Raw genomic sequence first — 17,784 nt, 5'->3', positions numbered from 1 at the left:
TAAAAAGGTACTGTTTTATGGTGAATAAGAAAAACCAATGCTTTCTCCTTAGGAATTGGCGAAGAGTGAAGTTTTTCTATTGATTATAGCTTATTGGAGGCTTATTAAATGGATAATCGGTATGCAGTTATTCTGGCTGCTGGACAAGGGACAAGAATGAAATCCTCACTATATAAAGTGTTACATCCTGTTTGTGGGAAACCAATGGTTCAGCATGTACTTGATCAAGTAACACAATTAACATTGTCGAAAGTTGTCACAATTGTCGGCCATGGTGCGGAAAAGGTAAAGTCTGAGCTTGGTGATCGAACAGAGTATGCATTACAAAGTGAACAATTAGGGACGGCGCATGCCGTAATGCAGGCTGCACCATTTCTTGAAGATGAAAAGGGTACAACAATTGTTATCTGTGGTGACACTCCATTAATTCCGGCTGAAACAATGTCTGCTTTGTTAGCCCATCATCAAGAAACAAATGCAAAGGCAACGATTCTTACAGCAAATGCTGAAGATCCGACTGGATATGGCCGTATTGTCCGTAACCAAGAGGGAACAGTAGAAAAAAACGTTGAACATAAGGATGCATCAGAAGACGAACGAATGATTACGGAAATTAACACTGGTACATATTGTTTTGACAATAAGGAATTGTTCAAGGCATTAAAAAATGTTTCTAATGATAATGTTCAAGGAGAATATTATTTACCAGACGTAATTGAGATACTGAAAAAAGAGGGGAAAGTCATTTCAGCGTATCAAACAGCATCTTTTGAAGAAACATTAGGAGTAAATGATCGAATTGCATTATCACAAGCGGAAAAACTAATGAAACAACGTATTAATAAAGAGCATATGAGAAATGGTGTTACAATTATAGATCCGGATAATACGTATATTTCCGTTGATGCCAAGATAGGCCGAGACACAACGATTTATCCAGGAACTATGATCATTGGTGAAACTGTGATTGGTGAAGAATGTGTTATTGGACCAAATACAGAAATTAAAAACTGTAATATTGATACTAAAACAACGATCAGACAATCTGTCGCACATGATAGCGAAATCGGCAGTGAAGTACAAATAGGCCCATTTGCACATATTCGTCCTTCTTCTCACATTTCCGATGAGGTGAAGATTGGAAATTTTGTTGAAATTAAGAAGTCATCAATGGGCAAAGGCAGTAAGGCCTCTCACCTAAGTTATATTGGGGATGCAGAGGTTGGATCTGATGTAAACCTTGGATGTGGTTCCATTACAGTTAATTATGATGGGAAAAATAAATTCTTAACGAAAATAGAAGATGGTGCTTTCATAGGCTGTAATTCAAACTTAATTGCGCCCGTTACAGTTGGAAAAGGTGCATATGTAGCAGCAGGCTCAACTGTAACGAATGATGTACCAGAAAAAGCATTAACAGTTGCACGTGCTCGACAAGTAAATAAAGAGAATTATGTCGACCGTTTAAATCATAAAAATTCCTAATGGAGGTTTACACTTTACATGTCTAATCGCTATGGAGATTCAAATTTAAAAATATTTACACTAAATTCCAACCCTGCACTGGCAAAGGAAATCGCTGATATTGTTGGCGTAGAATTAGGGAAGAGTTCTGTAACACGCTTTAGTGATGGAGAAATTCAAATAAACATTGAAGAAAGTATTCGTGGCTGTGATGTGTATATTATTCAATCTACTAGTAACCCTGTGAATGAGCATATCATGGAACTACTAATTATGATTGATGCTTTAAAGCGTGCATCAGCAAAAACAATAAATATTGTTATTCCATACTACGGCTATGCTAGACAAGATAGAAAAGCAAGAGCAAGGGAGCCTATAACAGCAAAGCTTGTTGCAAACCTACTAGAAACAGCCGGCTCAACGCGTGTCATTACATTGGATCTTCATGCACCGCAGATACAGGGATTTTTTGATATCCCAATCGATCATTTAATGGGAGTACCCATCTTAGGTGAGTATTTCTTAGGAAAAAAATTAGATGATATCGTTATTGTTTCTCCGGATCATGGGGGTGTAACAAGAGCCCGTAAACTAGCAGATAAATTAAAAGCTCCTATCGCGATTATTGATAAAAGACGTCCAAGACCAAATGTGGCAGAGGTTATGAATATTGTTGGTCATATTGAAGGTAAAACAGCGATTTTAATAGATGATATTATTGATACAGCTGGAACAATTACATTAGCTGCAAATGCTTTAGAAGAGAATGGGGCAAAGGAAGTATATGCTTGCTGTACTCACCCTGTTCTATCAGGACCGGCAATCGATCGTATTGCTAATTCAAAAATCAAAGAATTAGTCATAACAAATTCAATTCAACTTCCGGAAGAAAAACGAATTGATAAGCTAGTAGAACTATCCGTTGCTCCACTTATTGGTGAAGCGATTATTCGAGTACATGAAAAACAATCAGTAAGCTTACTTTTTGATTAAGATTTATTCTCTCTTATTTTAAAAAAACCTACCGTACCTTATCTAAGATATAGATTAGGTGCTGGCTAGGTTTTTTTCGTATCTTTCACTTTATTCTCTCAAAAATGTTTATACCTTTCTCGTTATGGGCAAACAATATATATGAACGAATATCGTTAGGAAGGTGTAAATATGACAACTATACAAGCAATGAAAAGAACAGAGTTCACTAATTCGGCAAAAAGAAAAGTTCGTGAGTCTGGGAAGATTCCAGCTATTATTTATGGCAAAGCTAAAGAAAGCCAACCAGTAGCACTAGATAGCATAGAATTAATTAAGACGCTTAGAGATGAAGGAAAGAATACCGTTCTCCATTTGGATGTTGATGGTTCATCACATGCAGTTATGTTGTATGATATGCAGACAGACCCACTGAAGAATGAAATTATTCATGCTGACTTTCATATTGTGGATATGCAGGCAGATGTTCAAGTTGAAGTACCGGTTCATCTAACTGGTGAAGCACAGGGTGTTAAAGACGGTGGTGTATTACAACAATCATTACATGAAGTAACGATTACGTCAAAGCCGGGTAATATTCCTCAATCAATAGATGTAGACATTACAAACTTAGGTGTGAATGAGACTCTTTATATTAAAGACCTCTCGACAAGTCCAAACTATCAATTTACTCAGGATGAGGAGCAGGTAGTTGCCTCTATACTTCCGCCACAACAGGAAGAAGAAATTGATAGCGGAGAAGAACAAGAACCGGGACAACCTGAAAATGAAGAAGGTCGGGAGAATAGCGAAGAATAAAATAATTAAAATAGAACAAAACTAGTGTCAGTTCTTCATGATCCAAGTATGGAGTAATCTTATCCATATTTTAAGGAAATGAAGGCTGACACTTTACTTTTATGATAAGAATTTATATGCTAAATAAGATATAATAATAAAAAGGGCAATACTATTAATTCTTTTTATGATTTTTAAATAGATGATCTTGTTTGGAGGCGAAGGGTGTTTATGAAGCTCGTCATTGGGTTGGGAAACCCTGGGAGGCAATATGAAAATACCAGGCACAATGTGGGGTTTAAAGTAATTGACAAGCTATCAGAGGAGTTAGCAATTCCTCTTGATCGGCAGAAATTTAATGGGATATACGGTATTGGTCATATTTCCGGAGAGAAAGTCATATTATTAAAACCACTTACATACATGAATTTATCAGGTGAATGTATTCGTCCTTTAATGGATTTCTATGACATAAGTACAGAAGAAATCGTTGTCATATACGATGATTTAGATCTTCCTACAGGTAAAATTCGTTTAAGATCTAAAGGCAGTGCCGGTGGACATAATGGTATTAAATCAATGATTCTTCACTTAGGAACACAGGAATTTAATCGAATACGAGTTGGAATAGACCGTCCAATTAATGGGATGAAGATTACAGACTATGTGCTAGGCACATTTACTCAAGAAGATATGGAAGGTATAAACGAAGCAATAAATTACAGTGCGAAGGCTTGTGAAGATTGGCTTCAGAAGAATTTCGTACAAGTGATGAATGAATATAATTAAAACCAATGTGCTTGCCTTCATTTTCCGTATGTATAGTCCCACGTAAAAAGGACCATACTAAACGTAAAACATTCCTTTTTAGGAGGATTATGATGGCTTTGCATTATTATTGTAGACACTGTGGTGTAAAGGTAGGGAGCCTTGATAATATCTCTGCTTCAAGTGAGCAGCTTGGATTTCATCATTTAACACATGATGAACGCCAGGAGATGATCACATATGAGCAAAGTGGTGATATGCACATAAAGACGATTTGTGAAGACTGTCAGGATGCATTACATAGAAATCCTGATTTACACCAAGTGGAACACTTCATTCAGTAAGAGCTTTGGGTGACCCCCAAAGCGTTTTTCTGTTTACCTCTCCACTAATGGATAGAAACATAATCGAACATTATAAGTAGTACCGAAAACCATGACATTTCTTATATTTAGCAAAGTGAAAAATGAAATATTGAGAGGGGGGCTGAGCTTGAAAAGTTTACAGCAGTTTTTTTATGAAAATGATGATTTTAAAACAATTGTTTCCGGTATCGAAGAAGGACTAAAAGAACAACTTGTCGCAGGTCTTTCCGGTTCAGCTAGGACAGTTTTTACAGCTTCACTCTATCATGAGTTAGATAAATCGATCTTGATTGTGACACATAATTTGTTTCAAGCTCAAAAGGTTTATGAAGATTTACTAAACTTGATTAAAGATAATGTGTATCTTTATCCTGTTAATGATTTGATAGCATCTGAAGTGGCAGTAGCGAGTCCTGAGCTAAAAGCACAACGAATTGAAGTATTAAATCAATTGTCTGAAGGGAAAAGCTCGATAGTTGTGGCTCCCGTTGCAGGGATAAGGAGATTGCTGCCGCCAAAAACGCTCTGGAAACAGAAACAATATAAGTTGTCACTAGGACAAGATATAGACTTGGATGAATACATTCAACAATTTATCTCATTAGGCTATGAGAGAGTTGATATGGTTAGTGCTCCGGGTGAATTTAGCGTTCGCGGAGGAATTATAGATATCTATCCCCTTACAGAGGACAATGCAATAAGAATAGAGTTATTTGATACTGAAATTGATTCTATCAGATCGTTTAATATAGAAGACCAAAGATCGATAAAGATGTTAAAAAATGTTGTGATTGGTCCAGCTGTAGAGATGATTATAACAGATGAGTCAAGAGAGAATTGTATACGAAGAGTAGAAGAAGGATTAGCGAAAAATCTCAAAAAGATGAAGAATGAACAGCAAAAGGAATTGTTGATTGAAAATATTCAATATGATTTAGAGCGTTTACGCAACAATCAGCTAAATCAAGATATGTTTAAGTTTTCATCACTCTTCTATGATCAGCCTGCTAGTTTACTAGATTATTTTTCGAAAGATTCTATGGTTGTTCTTGATGAAATAAGTAGAATTCATGAGACATATGATCAGTTAGAACGTGAAGAAGCCGAGTGGTTTACAGGCCTGCTTGAAGAAGGAAAGGTATTTCAGGATGTGAAAGTGTCACACTCTTATATGGATGTTATGTCAAAAAGCAAGCATCCTTCTATTTATCTTTCCTTATTTTTAAGACATGTGCCACATACGAGTCCTCAAAACATACTAAATTTATCTTGTAAACAAATGCAAAGTTTCCATGGCCAAATGAATGTGCTGAAAAATGAATTAGAACGTTGGCAAAAAGCACAGTATGCGGTAGCATTTTTAGGTGTTAATGAGGAAAGAACAAAAAAGCTTCAGGATGTATTGGAAGACTATGAGATTGAGGCGAAGATTTTAGGGGAAGATGAATTTTTACACATTGGTAAAATTTCCATCGTCGAAGGGGATTTGCAAACAGGCTTTGAACTCCCAATGCAAAGATTAGCGGTTATTACCGAAGAAGAGCTTTTTAAGAAAAGAGTTAAAAAACAAGTCAGAAGACAAAAGCTTTCAAATGCAGAACGGATTAAGAGTTACTCTGAACTGGAAATTGGCGACTATGTTGTTCATGTTAATCATGGTATTGGAAAATACCTTGGAATTGAAACACTTGAAATTAATGGAATTCATAAGGACTACTTAAATATTCGCTATCAAGGTAGTGACCAGTTATATGTTCCTGTTGATCAAATTGATCAAGTTCAAAAATATGTAGGGTCTGAAGGTAAAGAGCCGAAAATTTATAAGCTTGGTGGGAATGACTGGCGTAGAGTGAAGAAAAAGGTTGAATCTTCTGTACAAGATATTGCAGATGATTTGATCAAACTGTATGCCGAGCGGGAAGCTAGTGAAGGTTATGCCTTTTCACCAGATGGAGAAATGCAGAAAGAATTTGAACTGGCATTTCCTTATCAAGAAACAGAGGACCAAATTCGCTCTATCGTAGAAATTAAAAAAGATATGGAACGACTTCGTCCGATGGACCGCTTATTATGTGGAGATGTTGGATATGGAAAAACAGAGGTTGCAATTCGAGCAGCCTTTAAGGCAATTGCCGATGGAAAACAAGTAGCGTTGCTCGTCCCAACAACGATTTTAGCTCAACAACATTATGAAACGGTCCGGGAACGTTTCCAGGAATATCCTATTAATGTTGGCCTTTTAAGTCGTTTTAGAACGAGAAAAGAAATTACTGAGACAACAAAAGGATTAGGTAATGGCAGCGTAGATATGGTGATAGGAACTCATCGTTTACTTTCAAAAGATATTAAATATAAGGATTTGGGGTTACTTATTATTGATGAAGAGCAGCGCTTTGGTGTAACACATAAAGAAAAAATAAAGCAACTAAAAGCAAATGTCGATGTGCTAACCTTAACAGCAACTCCAATTCCTAGAACATTGCATATGTCCATGCTCGGAGTGAGAGATTTATCAGTTATTGAAACTCCACCTGAGAATCGTTTTCCTGTTCAAACATATGTTGTTGAATACAACGGGGCATTAGTAAGAGAATCAATTGAGAGGGAAATGGCACGTGGAGGCCAAGTGTTTTTCCTATATAACCGTGTTGAAGATATAGATCGTAAAGCAGAAGAAATTTCGATGCTTGTTCCTGAGGCAAGGGTTTCCTTTGCACATGGAAAAATGACTGAAAATGAACTCGAATCTGTTATGATAAGCTTCCTTGAAGGAGAATTTGATGTACTTGTAAGTACGACAATCATTGAAACCGGTGTGGATATTCCTAATGTTAATACATTAATTGTGAATGATGCAGATAAAATGGGACTATCGCAGCTTTACCAGCTCCGTGGAAGGGTTGGACGATCTAATCGAGTTGCATATGCATACTTTACTTACAGAAAAGATAAAGTCCTAACAGAAGTTGCTGAGAAGCGTCTACAGGCAATTAAGGAGTTCACTGAGCTTGGTTCAGGATTCAAAATTGCAATGAGGGATCTTTCAATTAGAGGAGCCGGGAATCTATTAGGTGCTCAACAGCATGGATTCATTGATTCTGTTGGTTTTGATTTATATTCTCAAATGCTGAAAGAAGCGATAGAGGAAAGACAAGTAGATAAGCCAAAACAAAAAGCTATTGATGTAGAGATTGATCTTCAGGTTGATGCTTATCTTCCGCAGACATATATTACGGATGGGCGTCAAAAAATTGATATGTACAAACGTTTTAGATCAATAACAGAATTAATCGAATTGGAAGAATTACAGGAAGAAATGATTGACCGCTTCGGGGAATATCCTGTAGAAGTTGAGTACCTATTCCATATTGCAAAAATTAAGGTTTTTGCTATTCAAGAACGAGTTGAACTTATCAAGCAAGATAAAGAAACAATTATGATGCTTATAGAAGATGAGGCAAGTAACCAAATTGATGGACAAAAGCTGTTTGATTTAAGCAATAAATATCCTCGCATTGTCGGTTTAGGTATGGAAGGCAGCAGATTAAAATTAACCGTCAATACAAAAGGTCTTGAAGTTGAAAAATGGTTGGCGATTATTACAGATCTTTTAAATGGTCTTTCACAAGTGAAAAAGGAAGAAATCTCAGCAAAATAAGTTTAAAAAAAGTGTTAATAGGCGATTATTATTAATTGCTTTTCATTTTCTCCTAAAAAATCCGGTTCAGGATGTATATTACACGTTTGGTGAAGGATACTAATTTCAACAAACGATGATTGTTACATAAAAGAAGCTCCTGTCATAAACAGTTCTTATTTTTATACTTACAGCAGGATATTAACAACAATCATTAATTTCCTATCATCCGATGAAAGTGAGGCAACATAAGATGAAAGCAACTGGTATTGTTCGTCGCATTGATGATTTAGGTCGTGTAGTTATTCCAAAGGAAATACGCAGAACCTTACGAATTCGTGAAGGAGATCCTTTAGAAATATTTGTGGATCGCGATGGAGAAGTCATTCTAAAGAAATACTCACCAATTAGTGAGCTAAGCGATTTTTCTAAAGAATATGCTGATGCCTTATACGATAGTTTGGGACATCCTGTTTTAATCTGTGATAGAGACACTTTCATAGCTGTGTCTGGAGGATCAAAAAAGGAATACTTAAACAAGAACATTAGTGACATTGTCGAGCAGGTAATGGAAGAAAGAAATTCAGTTTTAAAAACTGATGCAGGAGACATCCAAATCGTTGAAGGTTTAAGCGAAGATATTAAGTCGTATACAATTGGGCCAATCGTTGCTAATGGAGATCCAATTGGAGCTGTTATCATCCTTTCTAAAGAGCAGTCAATTGGAGAGGTTGAACACAAGGCAGTGGAAACAGCGGCAGGATTTTTAGCTCGTCAAATGGAGCAATAAGAAAAAAAGGTAGCGGATTTTCGCTACCTTTTTTTATGTACGTGAAAATTAGGTTCGTGAGGTCTGACCAAGGCACTTGCGCTTTTGATATATGCTATAATCCTCATAGAGGATGTTTGAGAGGGGATAGAATGAACATCGAAAAAGATCATATGAATATTGCCTTGCGTGGTGTTTTCATCCTGACAATTGCAGGGTTAGTAACAAAAATATTAAGTGCGGCTTACCGTGTTCCTTATCAAAATATTGTAGGGGATATTGGCTTTTATATTTATCAGCAGGTTTATCCATTTTATGGGATGAGCGTGGTGTTAGCAACTTCCGGTTTTCCTGTTATGATATCAAAGGTAATGAGTGATTTAGGCCACGGGAAATCGGAGCAGGATCGTTCAAAAATAATGTCCATTGCTATGATATATTTAACGAGCTTTGGGGTGGCGTTGTTTTTCCTTCTATACATATATTCACAACCTATCTCAAAAATAATGGGAGATGCAAAACTAGCTCCTCTTATTGAAATCTCTTCTTTCTCATTCTTGTTGGTTCCTTTTGTTTCCTTACTAAGGGGCTATTTTCAATTTGAACAGAATATGCAACCAACAGCAGTATCACAAGTGGTAGAACAGGGATTTCGAGTTTCTTTTATTTTAATAAGCTCCTATTTTTTTATTTATTTTGGGTATGACCTTTATACAGCAGGCTGGGGAGCATTGGTATCATCTGTAATGGGGAGTATAGCAGGATTTTTCATTCTTCTTTTCTTATGGAGACGAAACAAGAAAAGAAGATTACATTGGAATCTATCAGCATCAATTCAAGCTAGAGAAATTGTTTTAACGTTACTTAAATATAGTTTTAGCTTTGGGATTACTAGTTTGTTGCTGATTCTCATTCAGTTAGTCGATGCCCTGCATTTATATGCTCTACTTCTTCATAATGGCATAGATGAGGAGATGGCAAAAGTAGCAAAGGGAGTATATGACAGAGGACAACCGTTAATTCAATTAGGTACAGTGGTAGCAACGTCCTTCGCACTATCACTTGTTCCAGCTATTGCTCAAGCAAAAATGAATCAAAATGAGGATTTTATAAAGGAAAAGTTGCAGATTTCCTTGAAATTATGTTTAGTTATTGGTGCAGGCGCGGCTGGAGGATTAATAGCCTTAATAGATCCTATTAACATGATGCTTTTTAAAGATATTTCAGGCTCAAAAGTACTGATGATTTTAAGCGGATCTATCTTATTTACATCTATATGCCTGACAATGTTTGCAGTTTTACAAGGGTTAGGGTACACATTTGTACCTTCAATAGCGGTTGTAATCGGAGTGTCCTTTAAATATTTTGGAAATATCATGTTAATTCCCAAGTATGATGTGACGGGAGCCGCGATATCAAGTCTTGTAGCATATTTTGTTGTAGCTTTGGTCATGATGGTATTCATTAAAGTGAAAGGTTTTTCTTTTCCATACTTAAGAACAATTGGTCAAATAGGAATGGCAATTATTATTATGGTCATTACTCTTAAACTAGGGATGGCATATGTTGGACCTGAAACTCGTGCACACTCAATGATCATCTCACTAATTGGGGTATTCATCGGTGGAATTGTTTATATCGTTTTAATTTTAAAAATGAAAGTATTCTCACATTCAGAGATTCAATATATTCCTGTAGTAAAGAAACTTTTTAAATAGAAATGAGGTACATTGATGACAAAAACAATTACAATTTTAGGGCTTGGTGCAGGAGATTTGAATCAGCTGCCATATGGTGTGTATCGATTGTTAACTCAATCGGAACATCTATTTCTACGAACAAAGGAACACCCTGTTATATCAGAGCTAGGGGATCAATTACATTTTGAGTCCTTTGATAGCATTTATGAGCAGCATGATGATTTTGATCACGTTTATACAACGATTGTGGAAATGCTTCTTAAAAAGGCAAATGAAATGAATATCATTTATGCTGTGCCTGGTCATCCACTTGTTGCTGAAAAAACAGTTCAGCTTCTATTAAAAGAAGGAAGAAAAAAAGGATATACAATTAAGATTGAGGGTGGACAAAGCTTTCTGGATTCCACTTTTCAAGCATTAGAAATAGATCCGGTAGAAGGATTTCAGCTTGTTGATGCATTTGATTTAAGAAAAGAGATGCTACAACTGAAGGGACATGTTATTATCACTCAAGTTTATGATCAAATGATAGCTTCAGAGGTAAAGCTTACACTTATGGAGCAACTACCTGATCATTATAAAATTAAAATTGTCACAGCTGCAGGCAGTAGTCTACAGGAATTGAAGGAAATTGAGCTTTACGAATTAGATCGTGAAACAACTATTAATAATTTAACAAGTGTTTATATACCACCTGTTACAGATGAAACAACTCTTTACCACCAATTTTCTTCTTTCCGTTATATTATTGCAGAGTTAAGGGGACCTAATGGATGTCCATGGGATAAAGAACAAACACATCAATCGTTAAAAAAATATCTTATAGAAGAATGCTATGAATTATTAGAGGCGATTGATAAGGACGATATTGATCATATCATTGAAGAACTGGGAGATGTGTTATTACAGGTTGTACTGCATGCGCAAATTGGCGAGGATGAAGGTATGTTTTCCATTGATGATGTAATTAGAGGCGTAGCTGAGAAAATGGTTCGTCGTCATCCCCATGTTTTTGGTCAACAATCTGTTACTAATTCAGATGAAGTCCTGGCTAATTGGGAGGAAATAAAGAAGAAAGAGAAGGGAAAAAGAGAAGAACAATCCATACTGGATGCTGTTGCATCTTCTCTTCCAGCGCTATCTAAAGCCTATCATTTGCAAAAGAAGGCAGCAAAGGTCGGCTTTGATTGGCCCTCAGTGGAAGGTGCCTGGGATAAAGTAAAAGAGGAATTAAAAGAATTTGAAGATGAGATAGCTGTGAATAAAGATCATTCGCTCGTCACGAAAGAGTTTGGAGACCTTTTATTTGCTTTTGTAAATGTGGGAAGACATTATAAAATTGAACCAGAAGAAGCTCTATCTTCAACAAATGTGAAGTTTTATGATCGATTTGGGTATATAGAAAAGATTGCAATTGAGCATAATCGACAACTCCAAAACATGTCTTTAGAAGAGATGGATCATTATTGGAATGAAGCAAAGAAATTAGATAAAGGATGAGGGATAGAAGATGAGGTTAGATAAATTCTTAAAGGTATCAAGGTTAATTAAACGAAGAACATTAGCTAAAGAAGTAGCAGATCAAGGGAGAATTTCCATAAACGGGACGCCGGGTAAAGCCAGTTCCAATGTGAAAATTGGTGATGAGTTGATGATCCGCTTTGGACAAAAGCTGGTGACAGTTGTCATTGAAGACTTAAAGGAAACAACAAGAAAAGAAGAAGCGACAAACCTTTATCGAGTAGTGAAGGAAGAGAAGGTTGAGCAAGACTCTTTTTAAGTGGTTGCTTCCATACCTGCCTTCGTCAATCAAGGAGCTTCCGCATTTGTACGATAGAAATGTAAAATATCTTACTTAGTGTTGGTGTCTAGCTCCAGGCGCCATCGGCTCGAGTCATAAGCCAAGTAGGAATTGAAGGTAAAGAACACCTTCTATTCCTACTCGTCTTATGCTTGTCGCCGATAATCGGGCGCCTTACGCATTTCATATAGCTTGTTCTAAACCGAATTGAAGGATCATACACATGTAAAGGAAAATCCTTTATTAGAATTCGGAGGTAGAATATGAGCCAATACTATGAGAATCATGCATCTGGACATAAAGGTACGATTCAAGAGCATGATGTGATCATGCGAGGCAGAAAGTTAATAGAGATCACCGGCGTAAAACAGGTTGAAAGCTTTGATAGTGAGGAATTCTTATTGGATACGGTTATGGGGGCTTTAGCGATTCGTGGGCAAAACCTTCAAATGAAAAATTTAGATGTTGATAAAGGAATCGTATCTATAAAAGGCAGTAGAATATTTGATCTAATTTACTTGGATGAACAGCAATCGGAGAAAGCTAAAGGACTCTTTAGCAAGTTATTTAAATGAGTTTAACAACACAGTTTTACACTATGCTTGCGATGGTAGGAATGGGTAGTTGGATAGGCGTAGCTCTTGACACATATGGTCGCTTTTTGAAGCGGCCATTGAGAGCTAGGTGGGTTGTTTTTATCAATGACTTTATGTTTTGGGTTGTTCAAGGCCTAATATTATTTTATCTTTTGTTACTTGTAAATGAAGGGGAACTAAGGATATATATCTTCCTTGCCTTACTCTGTGGGTATGCGGCATACCAGGGGCTGCTTAAACAAATCTATTTGAAGCTTTTGGAATATTTCATTCAGACAAGCATCCGATTATATAATATTATCAAGAAGATCGGACAGGTTTTGCTTGTTCAGCCTATACGAGCATTGATACAACTTATCATCGTGATTGTACTTGGAATTGTCAAAGTTATATGGACTTTATTAAAATGGGCTTTTCAATTTGTATATTCTTTGGTTAAAATTTTACTAGCCCCTGTAAAATGGGTAGGAAGGCTTTTATGGAGACTGGTTCCACTGCAGATAAGGCAATTTATTACAAGAATTCTTTACAAATTAGCAGGATATCAAAATAAAATCAAGAATACATTTAATAAGCTAAAATTGTGGTGGCAACGTTTAACAAAGAAGTAAGGAGGAGAAAAATGAGTCTCGAAAGATCAAAAAAAATTACGGAACTACAATCACAGTATGCAATGGAGCAAGAGAGGCAACAGCAAATTTCCAAAAGGCGTAAAAGAGGCTTATTTCGGCGGCTATTACTATTAGGAATATTAGTCATCGTCACTTCTTCTGTTATAGTGACCACTTTATTTAGTCAATCTTCAGCCATAAATGAAAAAAACGAGCAAAAAGAAAAGTTGGAAGAAGAATTAGCCGGCTTGGAAAAAGAAGAAAATTTACTAAGAGAAGAAATTGTAAAACTTAATGATGATGAGTATATTGCAAAGATTGCCAGACGAGACTATTTCTTATCTGATGATAATGAGATCATCTTTAACATAAAAGAGTAGCCTTGTTGACACTGGATTTTTTATTTATGTATAATATAATAAAGGTTCGAATGATTTTTTATCTGTTTAAGGAGGAGCATTATTTTTATGTCGATTGAAGTTGGCAGCAAGTTACAGGGTAAAGTGACGGGCATTACTAATTTTGGAGCGTTTGTGGAGTTACCAGGCGGATCCACAGGTCTCGTTCATATTAGTGAAGTAGCCGATAATTATGTGAAGGATATTAATGATCACTTAAAAGTCGGAGATGAAGTTACAGTTAAGGTTATTAATGTTGAAAATGATGGTAAAATTGGCTTGTCTATTAAAAAGGCCATTGACCGTCCAGAGCGTCCTCAACGTCCGGAACGCCCAAGAAATTCAGACCGCCCGAGATCAAGAGGGAATGATTTCCGCAATAATAGTAATAACAAAGAGAACTTTGAACAAAAAATGAATCGTTTCTTAAAAGATAGTGAAGATCGTCTAGCTTCATTAAAACGTAATACCGAATCAAAACGTGGTGGTCGTGGGGCTAGAAGAGGATAGCTTGCTGCTTTCATATACATTTTGTGAGTAAGGAAAACATGATTGATATGTTTTCCTTTTTTATATGATTTATTTTAAAATTTATATTGACAGGAAGCCTAAATCGATTGTATTATAAATCTTGTGCTTTTAAACAAGGAGCGTTTTTAAAACTATGGCGGTATAGCTCAGCTGGCTAGAGCGAGCCGTAAACATCCTGATTTTTCTTCCATGTAGGCTTGTGAGGAATGTGTCTGGAAGAGACATGACGAACATGCTTTTAAACAAGGAGCGTCTTTATAACTATGGCGGTGTAGCTCAGCTGGCTAGAGCGTACGGTTCATACCCGTGAGGTCGTGGGTTCGATTCCCTCCGCCGCTACCATAGAAAAATAAGAAAATAAGGCCCGTTGGTCAAGCGGTTAAGACACCGCCCTTTCACGGCGGTAACACGGGTTCGAATCCCGTACGGGTCATCAATGAAGAAACTAGTTGCGTTCTGCAGCTAGTTTTTTTGTTATGTGAAAACTTATTTCGGTCATAATTAATAAGAATTCGACCACGATTGAAAAAAATTTAACCACATTCTTTAAGAATTCAACCAAAGTATCCAATAATTCAATCATCATGCCAAGAGATTCAACTAACCCCCAATAAAGAGCTTAATCAAAGAATAAATTATACCTTACCCAATTAATGCTCATACTATTCCAATTTTCTTTTGACTATTCTTGACTCGACATTACAGGTTTCACACAAATATGACGAAAGACTTGCTGAAAAAAATACTATTCATTTAGATATTTGTCGCTTTTTTCAAAAACAGTCGAACAGTTCCTTAGATACTCTACCTTCTTTTGACAAATTCCTGTCATAAGCTTAGCTATAATTACAAGCAACATGAATAAGTGGGGGAATGAAAAATGGAAAAAGTAGAAAGAAGGTTAATGGAACCAATATCGGAATTGGGGATGGAAAAAACCCAACAGGTGGTTAATCGATTCTTCCATCGAATTTCATCTAGAATCCAGCTTTTCCTCTTACACAAAGGAATTATTTATGGATTGATCGGTTTTTTATTAGGACGGGCTATTATTCTTTCGGAAGTACTGCCATTTGCTCTTCCGTTTTTTGGAGCAGTTCTACTAATGAAAAGGGACAAGGCCTTGTTAGCGGGGTTATCACTTATTGCTGGAGGATTAACGATTTCCTTTCAGGTTGCTTTAGTGATTACAATTTCAATCATCGGATTTCTTATTTTAAATCGGCTCGTTTCTTCTTTATTTAAGGATCAATTAAAAGTCCTTCCTTTTGTTATTTTTGGAACGGTAGCGATAACTAGACTAGCGTACTCCTTTGCAATAAAAACAGAGTTAATGCTATATGACTATATGATGGCAGGAGTAGAGTCTGGACTTTCATTTATTTTGACATTAATTTTTCTGCAAAGTATTCCATTGATATCTGCACGTAAATATAAACAATCGTTAAAAGTTGAAGAGATTATATGTATTATGATTCTCCTTGCTTCCGTTATGACTGGACTTGTCGGGGTATCTTTCCAAAATCTTCAGGCAGAGCATATTTTCTCACGATATATTGTTCTCTTGTTTGCATTTATCGGTGGATCAAGTATTGGTTGTACAGTTGGGGTTGTGACGGGCTTGATTCTCAGTCTGGCAAACGTCGGAAATTTATATCATATGAGTTTATTAGCTTTCTCAGGATTACTGGGGGGACTTTTACGTGAAGGACAAAAGTTTGGAACGGCCATAGGACTATTAATTGGATCAGTATTGATTTCTTTATATGGACAAGGTTCAGCTGATTTGATGACAACATTACTAGAATCAATGATTGCAATCTTGCTGTTTTTACTAACACCTAAGGCGGTTACAGCAAGATTAGCTAAGCATATACCCGGGACAAATGAGCATGCCCAAGAACAACAACAGTATGTCCGAAAAATTCGTGATGTGACAGCTCATAGGGTAGAGCAATTTTCTCAAGTTTTTCATGCGTTATCAGAAAGTTTTGCCACGTTCTATGATAAGGATGAACAAGATGATAGTGAAGAACGTGAGACCGACTTATTCTTAAGCAGTATTACAGAAAGCACCTGTCAGCATTGTTTTAAAAAAGAGAAGTGTTGGGTTGAGAACTTTGATAAAACCTATGATTTAATGCAAAGCATTATGCATGAGAATAAACAAAATACGTATAAATCCAACATGAAATTAAGGAAAGAATTTGACAGGCATTGTTCAAAGGCAAATAAAGTAGAGGAGACAATCGAACAGGAGATTAATTATTTTCAAGCAAACCAAAAGTTAAAGAAAGAGGTGCAAGAAAGCAGGCGATTAGTTGCTGAACAATTATTAGGTGTTTCAAATGTGATGGGAGACCTCTCGAAGGAAATTAAAAGAGAAAGGGAAAATCATTTTGTACAAGAAGAACAAATTTTAGATGCTTTACAAAACTTTGGAATTGAGATTGTCAATGTTGATATTTTTAGTCTGGAACAAGGGAATGTAGATATTGAAATGAGTATTCCGTTCTGTAATGGACATGGAGAATGTGAAAAAATTATTGCTCCAATGCTTTCAGATATTTTGGAGGAATCCATTATTGTTAAAAAAGAAGAATGTGCAAATTATCCAAATGGGTACTGTCATGTTTCATTTGGTTCAGCGAAAAAATACCGAATTGAAACAGGTGTTGCACATGCAGCTAAAGGAGGAGGACTAGTATCCGGGGATAGTTATTCCATGATTGATTTAGGTGTAGGTAAATTTGCTGTCGCGATAAGTGATGGAATGGGAAATGGGGTAAGGGCCCATTTTGAGAGCAATGAAACCATTAAGCTTCTACAAAAAATCCTGCAATCAGGTATTGAAGAGAAGGTGGCAATTAAAACAATTAATTCAATCTTGTCTCTAAGAACAACAGATGAAATCTTTTCGACTCTTGATCTAGCAATCGTTGATTTGCAAGATGGAAGTAGTAAATTCTTAAAGATTGGCTCAACCCCAAGCTTTGTAAAGAGAGGAGATAAAATTATAAAGATTCAAGCAAGTAATTTACCTATGGGAATCATTGATGATTTTGATGTTGATGTGGTAGGTGAAAAACTAAAGGCCGGAGATCTACTTATCATGATGAGCGACGGTATTTTTGAAGGACCAAAGCATGTAGAAAATCATGATTTATGGATGAAAAGAAAAATAAGTGAAATGAAAACAACTGATCCCCAAGAAATTGCTGACCTCATCATGGAAGAAGTAATTAGAACGAGATCTGGAAAGATAGAAGATGATATGACAGTTGTGGTATCAGCCATTGAGCATAATACACCGAAATGGGCAAGTATTCCTGTTTCATCGAAGAAAATAGGATAAGAAGTATAAAATAAAACCC

The 17,784-nt window shown here is 36.3% G+C and carries 15 protein-coding genes and 2 tRNA genes; all 17 read left to right on the top strand.

What is annotated here, in order from left to right:
- The first annotated feature begins 108 nt into the window (after positions 1 to 108).
- The 17 genes from glmU to spoIIE all read left to right on the top strand — a co-directional run bounded on the left by glmU (position 109) and on the right by spoIIE (position 17,765).
- Positions 109 to 1,485 (top strand): bifunctional UDP-N-acetylglucosamine diphosphorylase/glucosamine-1-phosphate N-acetyltransferase GlmU, encoded by a 1,377-nt coding sequence (glmU, locus tag LC095_RS23615; RefSeq protein ID WP_226530439.1) that lies wholly within the window; start codon positions 109 to 111, stop codon positions 1,483 to 1,485.
- Positions 1,486 to 1,503: 18 nt separating this feature from the next.
- Positions 1,504 to 2,457 (top strand): ribose-phosphate diphosphokinase, encoded by a 954-nt coding sequence (locus LC095_RS23610; RefSeq protein WP_078433057.1) that lies wholly within the window; start codon positions 1,504 to 1,506, stop codon positions 2,455 to 2,457.
- A 171-nt stretch (positions 2,458 to 2,628) separates the two neighbouring features.
- Positions 2,629 to 3,255, top strand: coding sequence for a 50S ribosomal protein L25/general stress protein Ctc (locus LC095_RS23605; RefSeq protein WP_226530438.1), 627 nt, complete (start codon positions 2,629 to 2,631; stop codon positions 3,253 to 3,255).
- Between the two features lie 210 nt (positions 3,256 to 3,465).
- A complete protein-coding gene (pth, locus tag LC095_RS23600; RefSeq protein ID WP_226530437.1) occupies positions 3,466 to 4,023 on the top strand; it encodes an aminoacyl-tRNA hydrolase in 558 nt (185 codons plus the stop codon).
- Between the two features lie 92 nt (positions 4,024 to 4,115).
- Positions 4,116 to 4,346, top strand: coding sequence for an anti-sigma-F factor Fin family protein (locus LC095_RS23595; protein ID WP_026562417.1), 231 nt, complete (start codon positions 4,116 to 4,118; stop codon positions 4,344 to 4,346).
- 148 nt (positions 4,347 to 4,494) lie between these two features.
- The gene (gene mfd, locus LC095_RS23590; RefSeq protein WP_226530436.1) at positions 4,495 to 8,025 is read left to right on the top strand and encodes a transcription-repair coupling factor; all 3,531 of its coding nucleotides are present in this window, start codon (positions 4,495 to 4,497) and stop codon (positions 8,023 to 8,025) included.
- Between the two features lie 232 nt (positions 8,026 to 8,257).
- Positions 8,258 to 8,794, top strand: coding sequence for a stage V sporulation protein T (spoVT, locus tag LC095_RS23585; RefSeq protein ID WP_026562415.1), 537 nt, complete (start codon positions 8,258 to 8,260; stop codon positions 8,792 to 8,794).
- A gap of 131 nt (positions 8,795 to 8,925) precedes the next feature.
- Complete coding sequence (locus tag LC095_RS23580; RefSeq protein ID WP_226530435.1) at positions 8,926 to 10,491, top strand: polysaccharide biosynthesis protein; 1,566 nt, start codon at positions 8,926 to 8,928, stop codon at positions 10,489 to 10,491.
- A 15-nt stretch (positions 10,492 to 10,506) separates the two neighbouring features.
- Positions 10,507 to 11,973 carry a nucleoside triphosphate pyrophosphohydrolase gene (gene mazG / locus LC095_RS23575; RefSeq protein WP_226530434.1) on the top strand — a complete coding sequence of 489 codons (1,467 nt, stop codon included), beginning with the start codon at positions 10,507 to 10,509 and terminating at the stop codon, positions 11,971 to 11,973.
- Positions 11,974 to 11,983: 10 nt separating this feature from the next.
- Positions 11,984 to 12,253: an RNA-binding S4 domain-containing protein gene (locus LC095_RS23570; RefSeq protein WP_226530433.1), complete on the top strand. Its 270-nt coding sequence runs from the start codon at positions 11,984 to 11,986 to the stop codon at positions 12,251 to 12,253.
- 284 nt (positions 12,254 to 12,537) lie between these two features.
- Positions 12,538 to 12,849 (top strand): sporulation protein YabP, encoded by a 312-nt coding sequence (yabP, locus tag LC095_RS23565; RefSeq protein ID WP_026562411.1) that lies wholly within the window; start codon positions 12,538 to 12,540, stop codon positions 12,847 to 12,849.
- Positions 12,846 to 13,481: a spore cortex biosynthesis protein YabQ gene (gene yabQ, locus LC095_RS23560; protein ID WP_226530432.1), complete on the top strand. Its 636-nt coding sequence runs from the start codon at positions 12,846 to 12,848 to the stop codon at positions 13,479 to 13,481. Before yabP ends, yabQ begins: the two co-directional genes overlap by 4 nt.
- An 11-nt stretch (positions 13,482 to 13,492) precedes the next feature.
- Complete coding sequence (locus LC095_RS23555) at positions 13,493 to 13,861, top strand: FtsB family cell division protein (protein ID WP_226530431.1); 369 nt, start codon at positions 13,493 to 13,495, stop codon at positions 13,859 to 13,861.
- A gap of 87 nt (positions 13,862 to 13,948) precedes the next feature.
- Positions 13,949 to 14,389 carry a S1 domain-containing RNA-binding protein gene (locus LC095_RS23550; RefSeq protein ID WP_026562659.1) on the top strand — a complete coding sequence of 147 codons (441 nt, stop codon included), beginning with the start codon at positions 13,949 to 13,951 and terminating at the stop codon, positions 14,387 to 14,389.
- A 286-nt stretch (positions 14,390 to 14,675) separates the two neighbouring features.
- Positions 14,676 to 14,752 (top strand) — tRNA-Met (locus LC095_RS23545).
- Between the two features lie 19 nt (positions 14,753 to 14,771).
- A tRNA-Glu gene (locus LC095_RS23540) sits at positions 14,772 to 14,843 on the top strand.
- 447 nt (positions 14,844 to 15,290) lie between these two features.
- Entirely contained in the window at positions 15,291 to 17,765 is a 2,475-nt protein-coding gene (spoIIE, locus tag LC095_RS23535; RefSeq protein ID WP_226530430.1) for a stage II sporulation protein E, read from the top strand.
- The last annotated feature ends 19 nt before the right edge of the window (positions 17,766 to 17,784 follow it).

Origin of the sequence: Metabacillus niabensis, from assembly GCF_020524345.1 — a bacterium.
Classification (GTDB): Bacteria; Bacillota; Bacilli; order Bacillales; family Bacillaceae; genus Metabacillus; species Metabacillus niabensis_B.
Note: the sequence above shows the minus strand (reverse complement) of the source record. Positions and strands in the feature narration are given on the sequence as shown.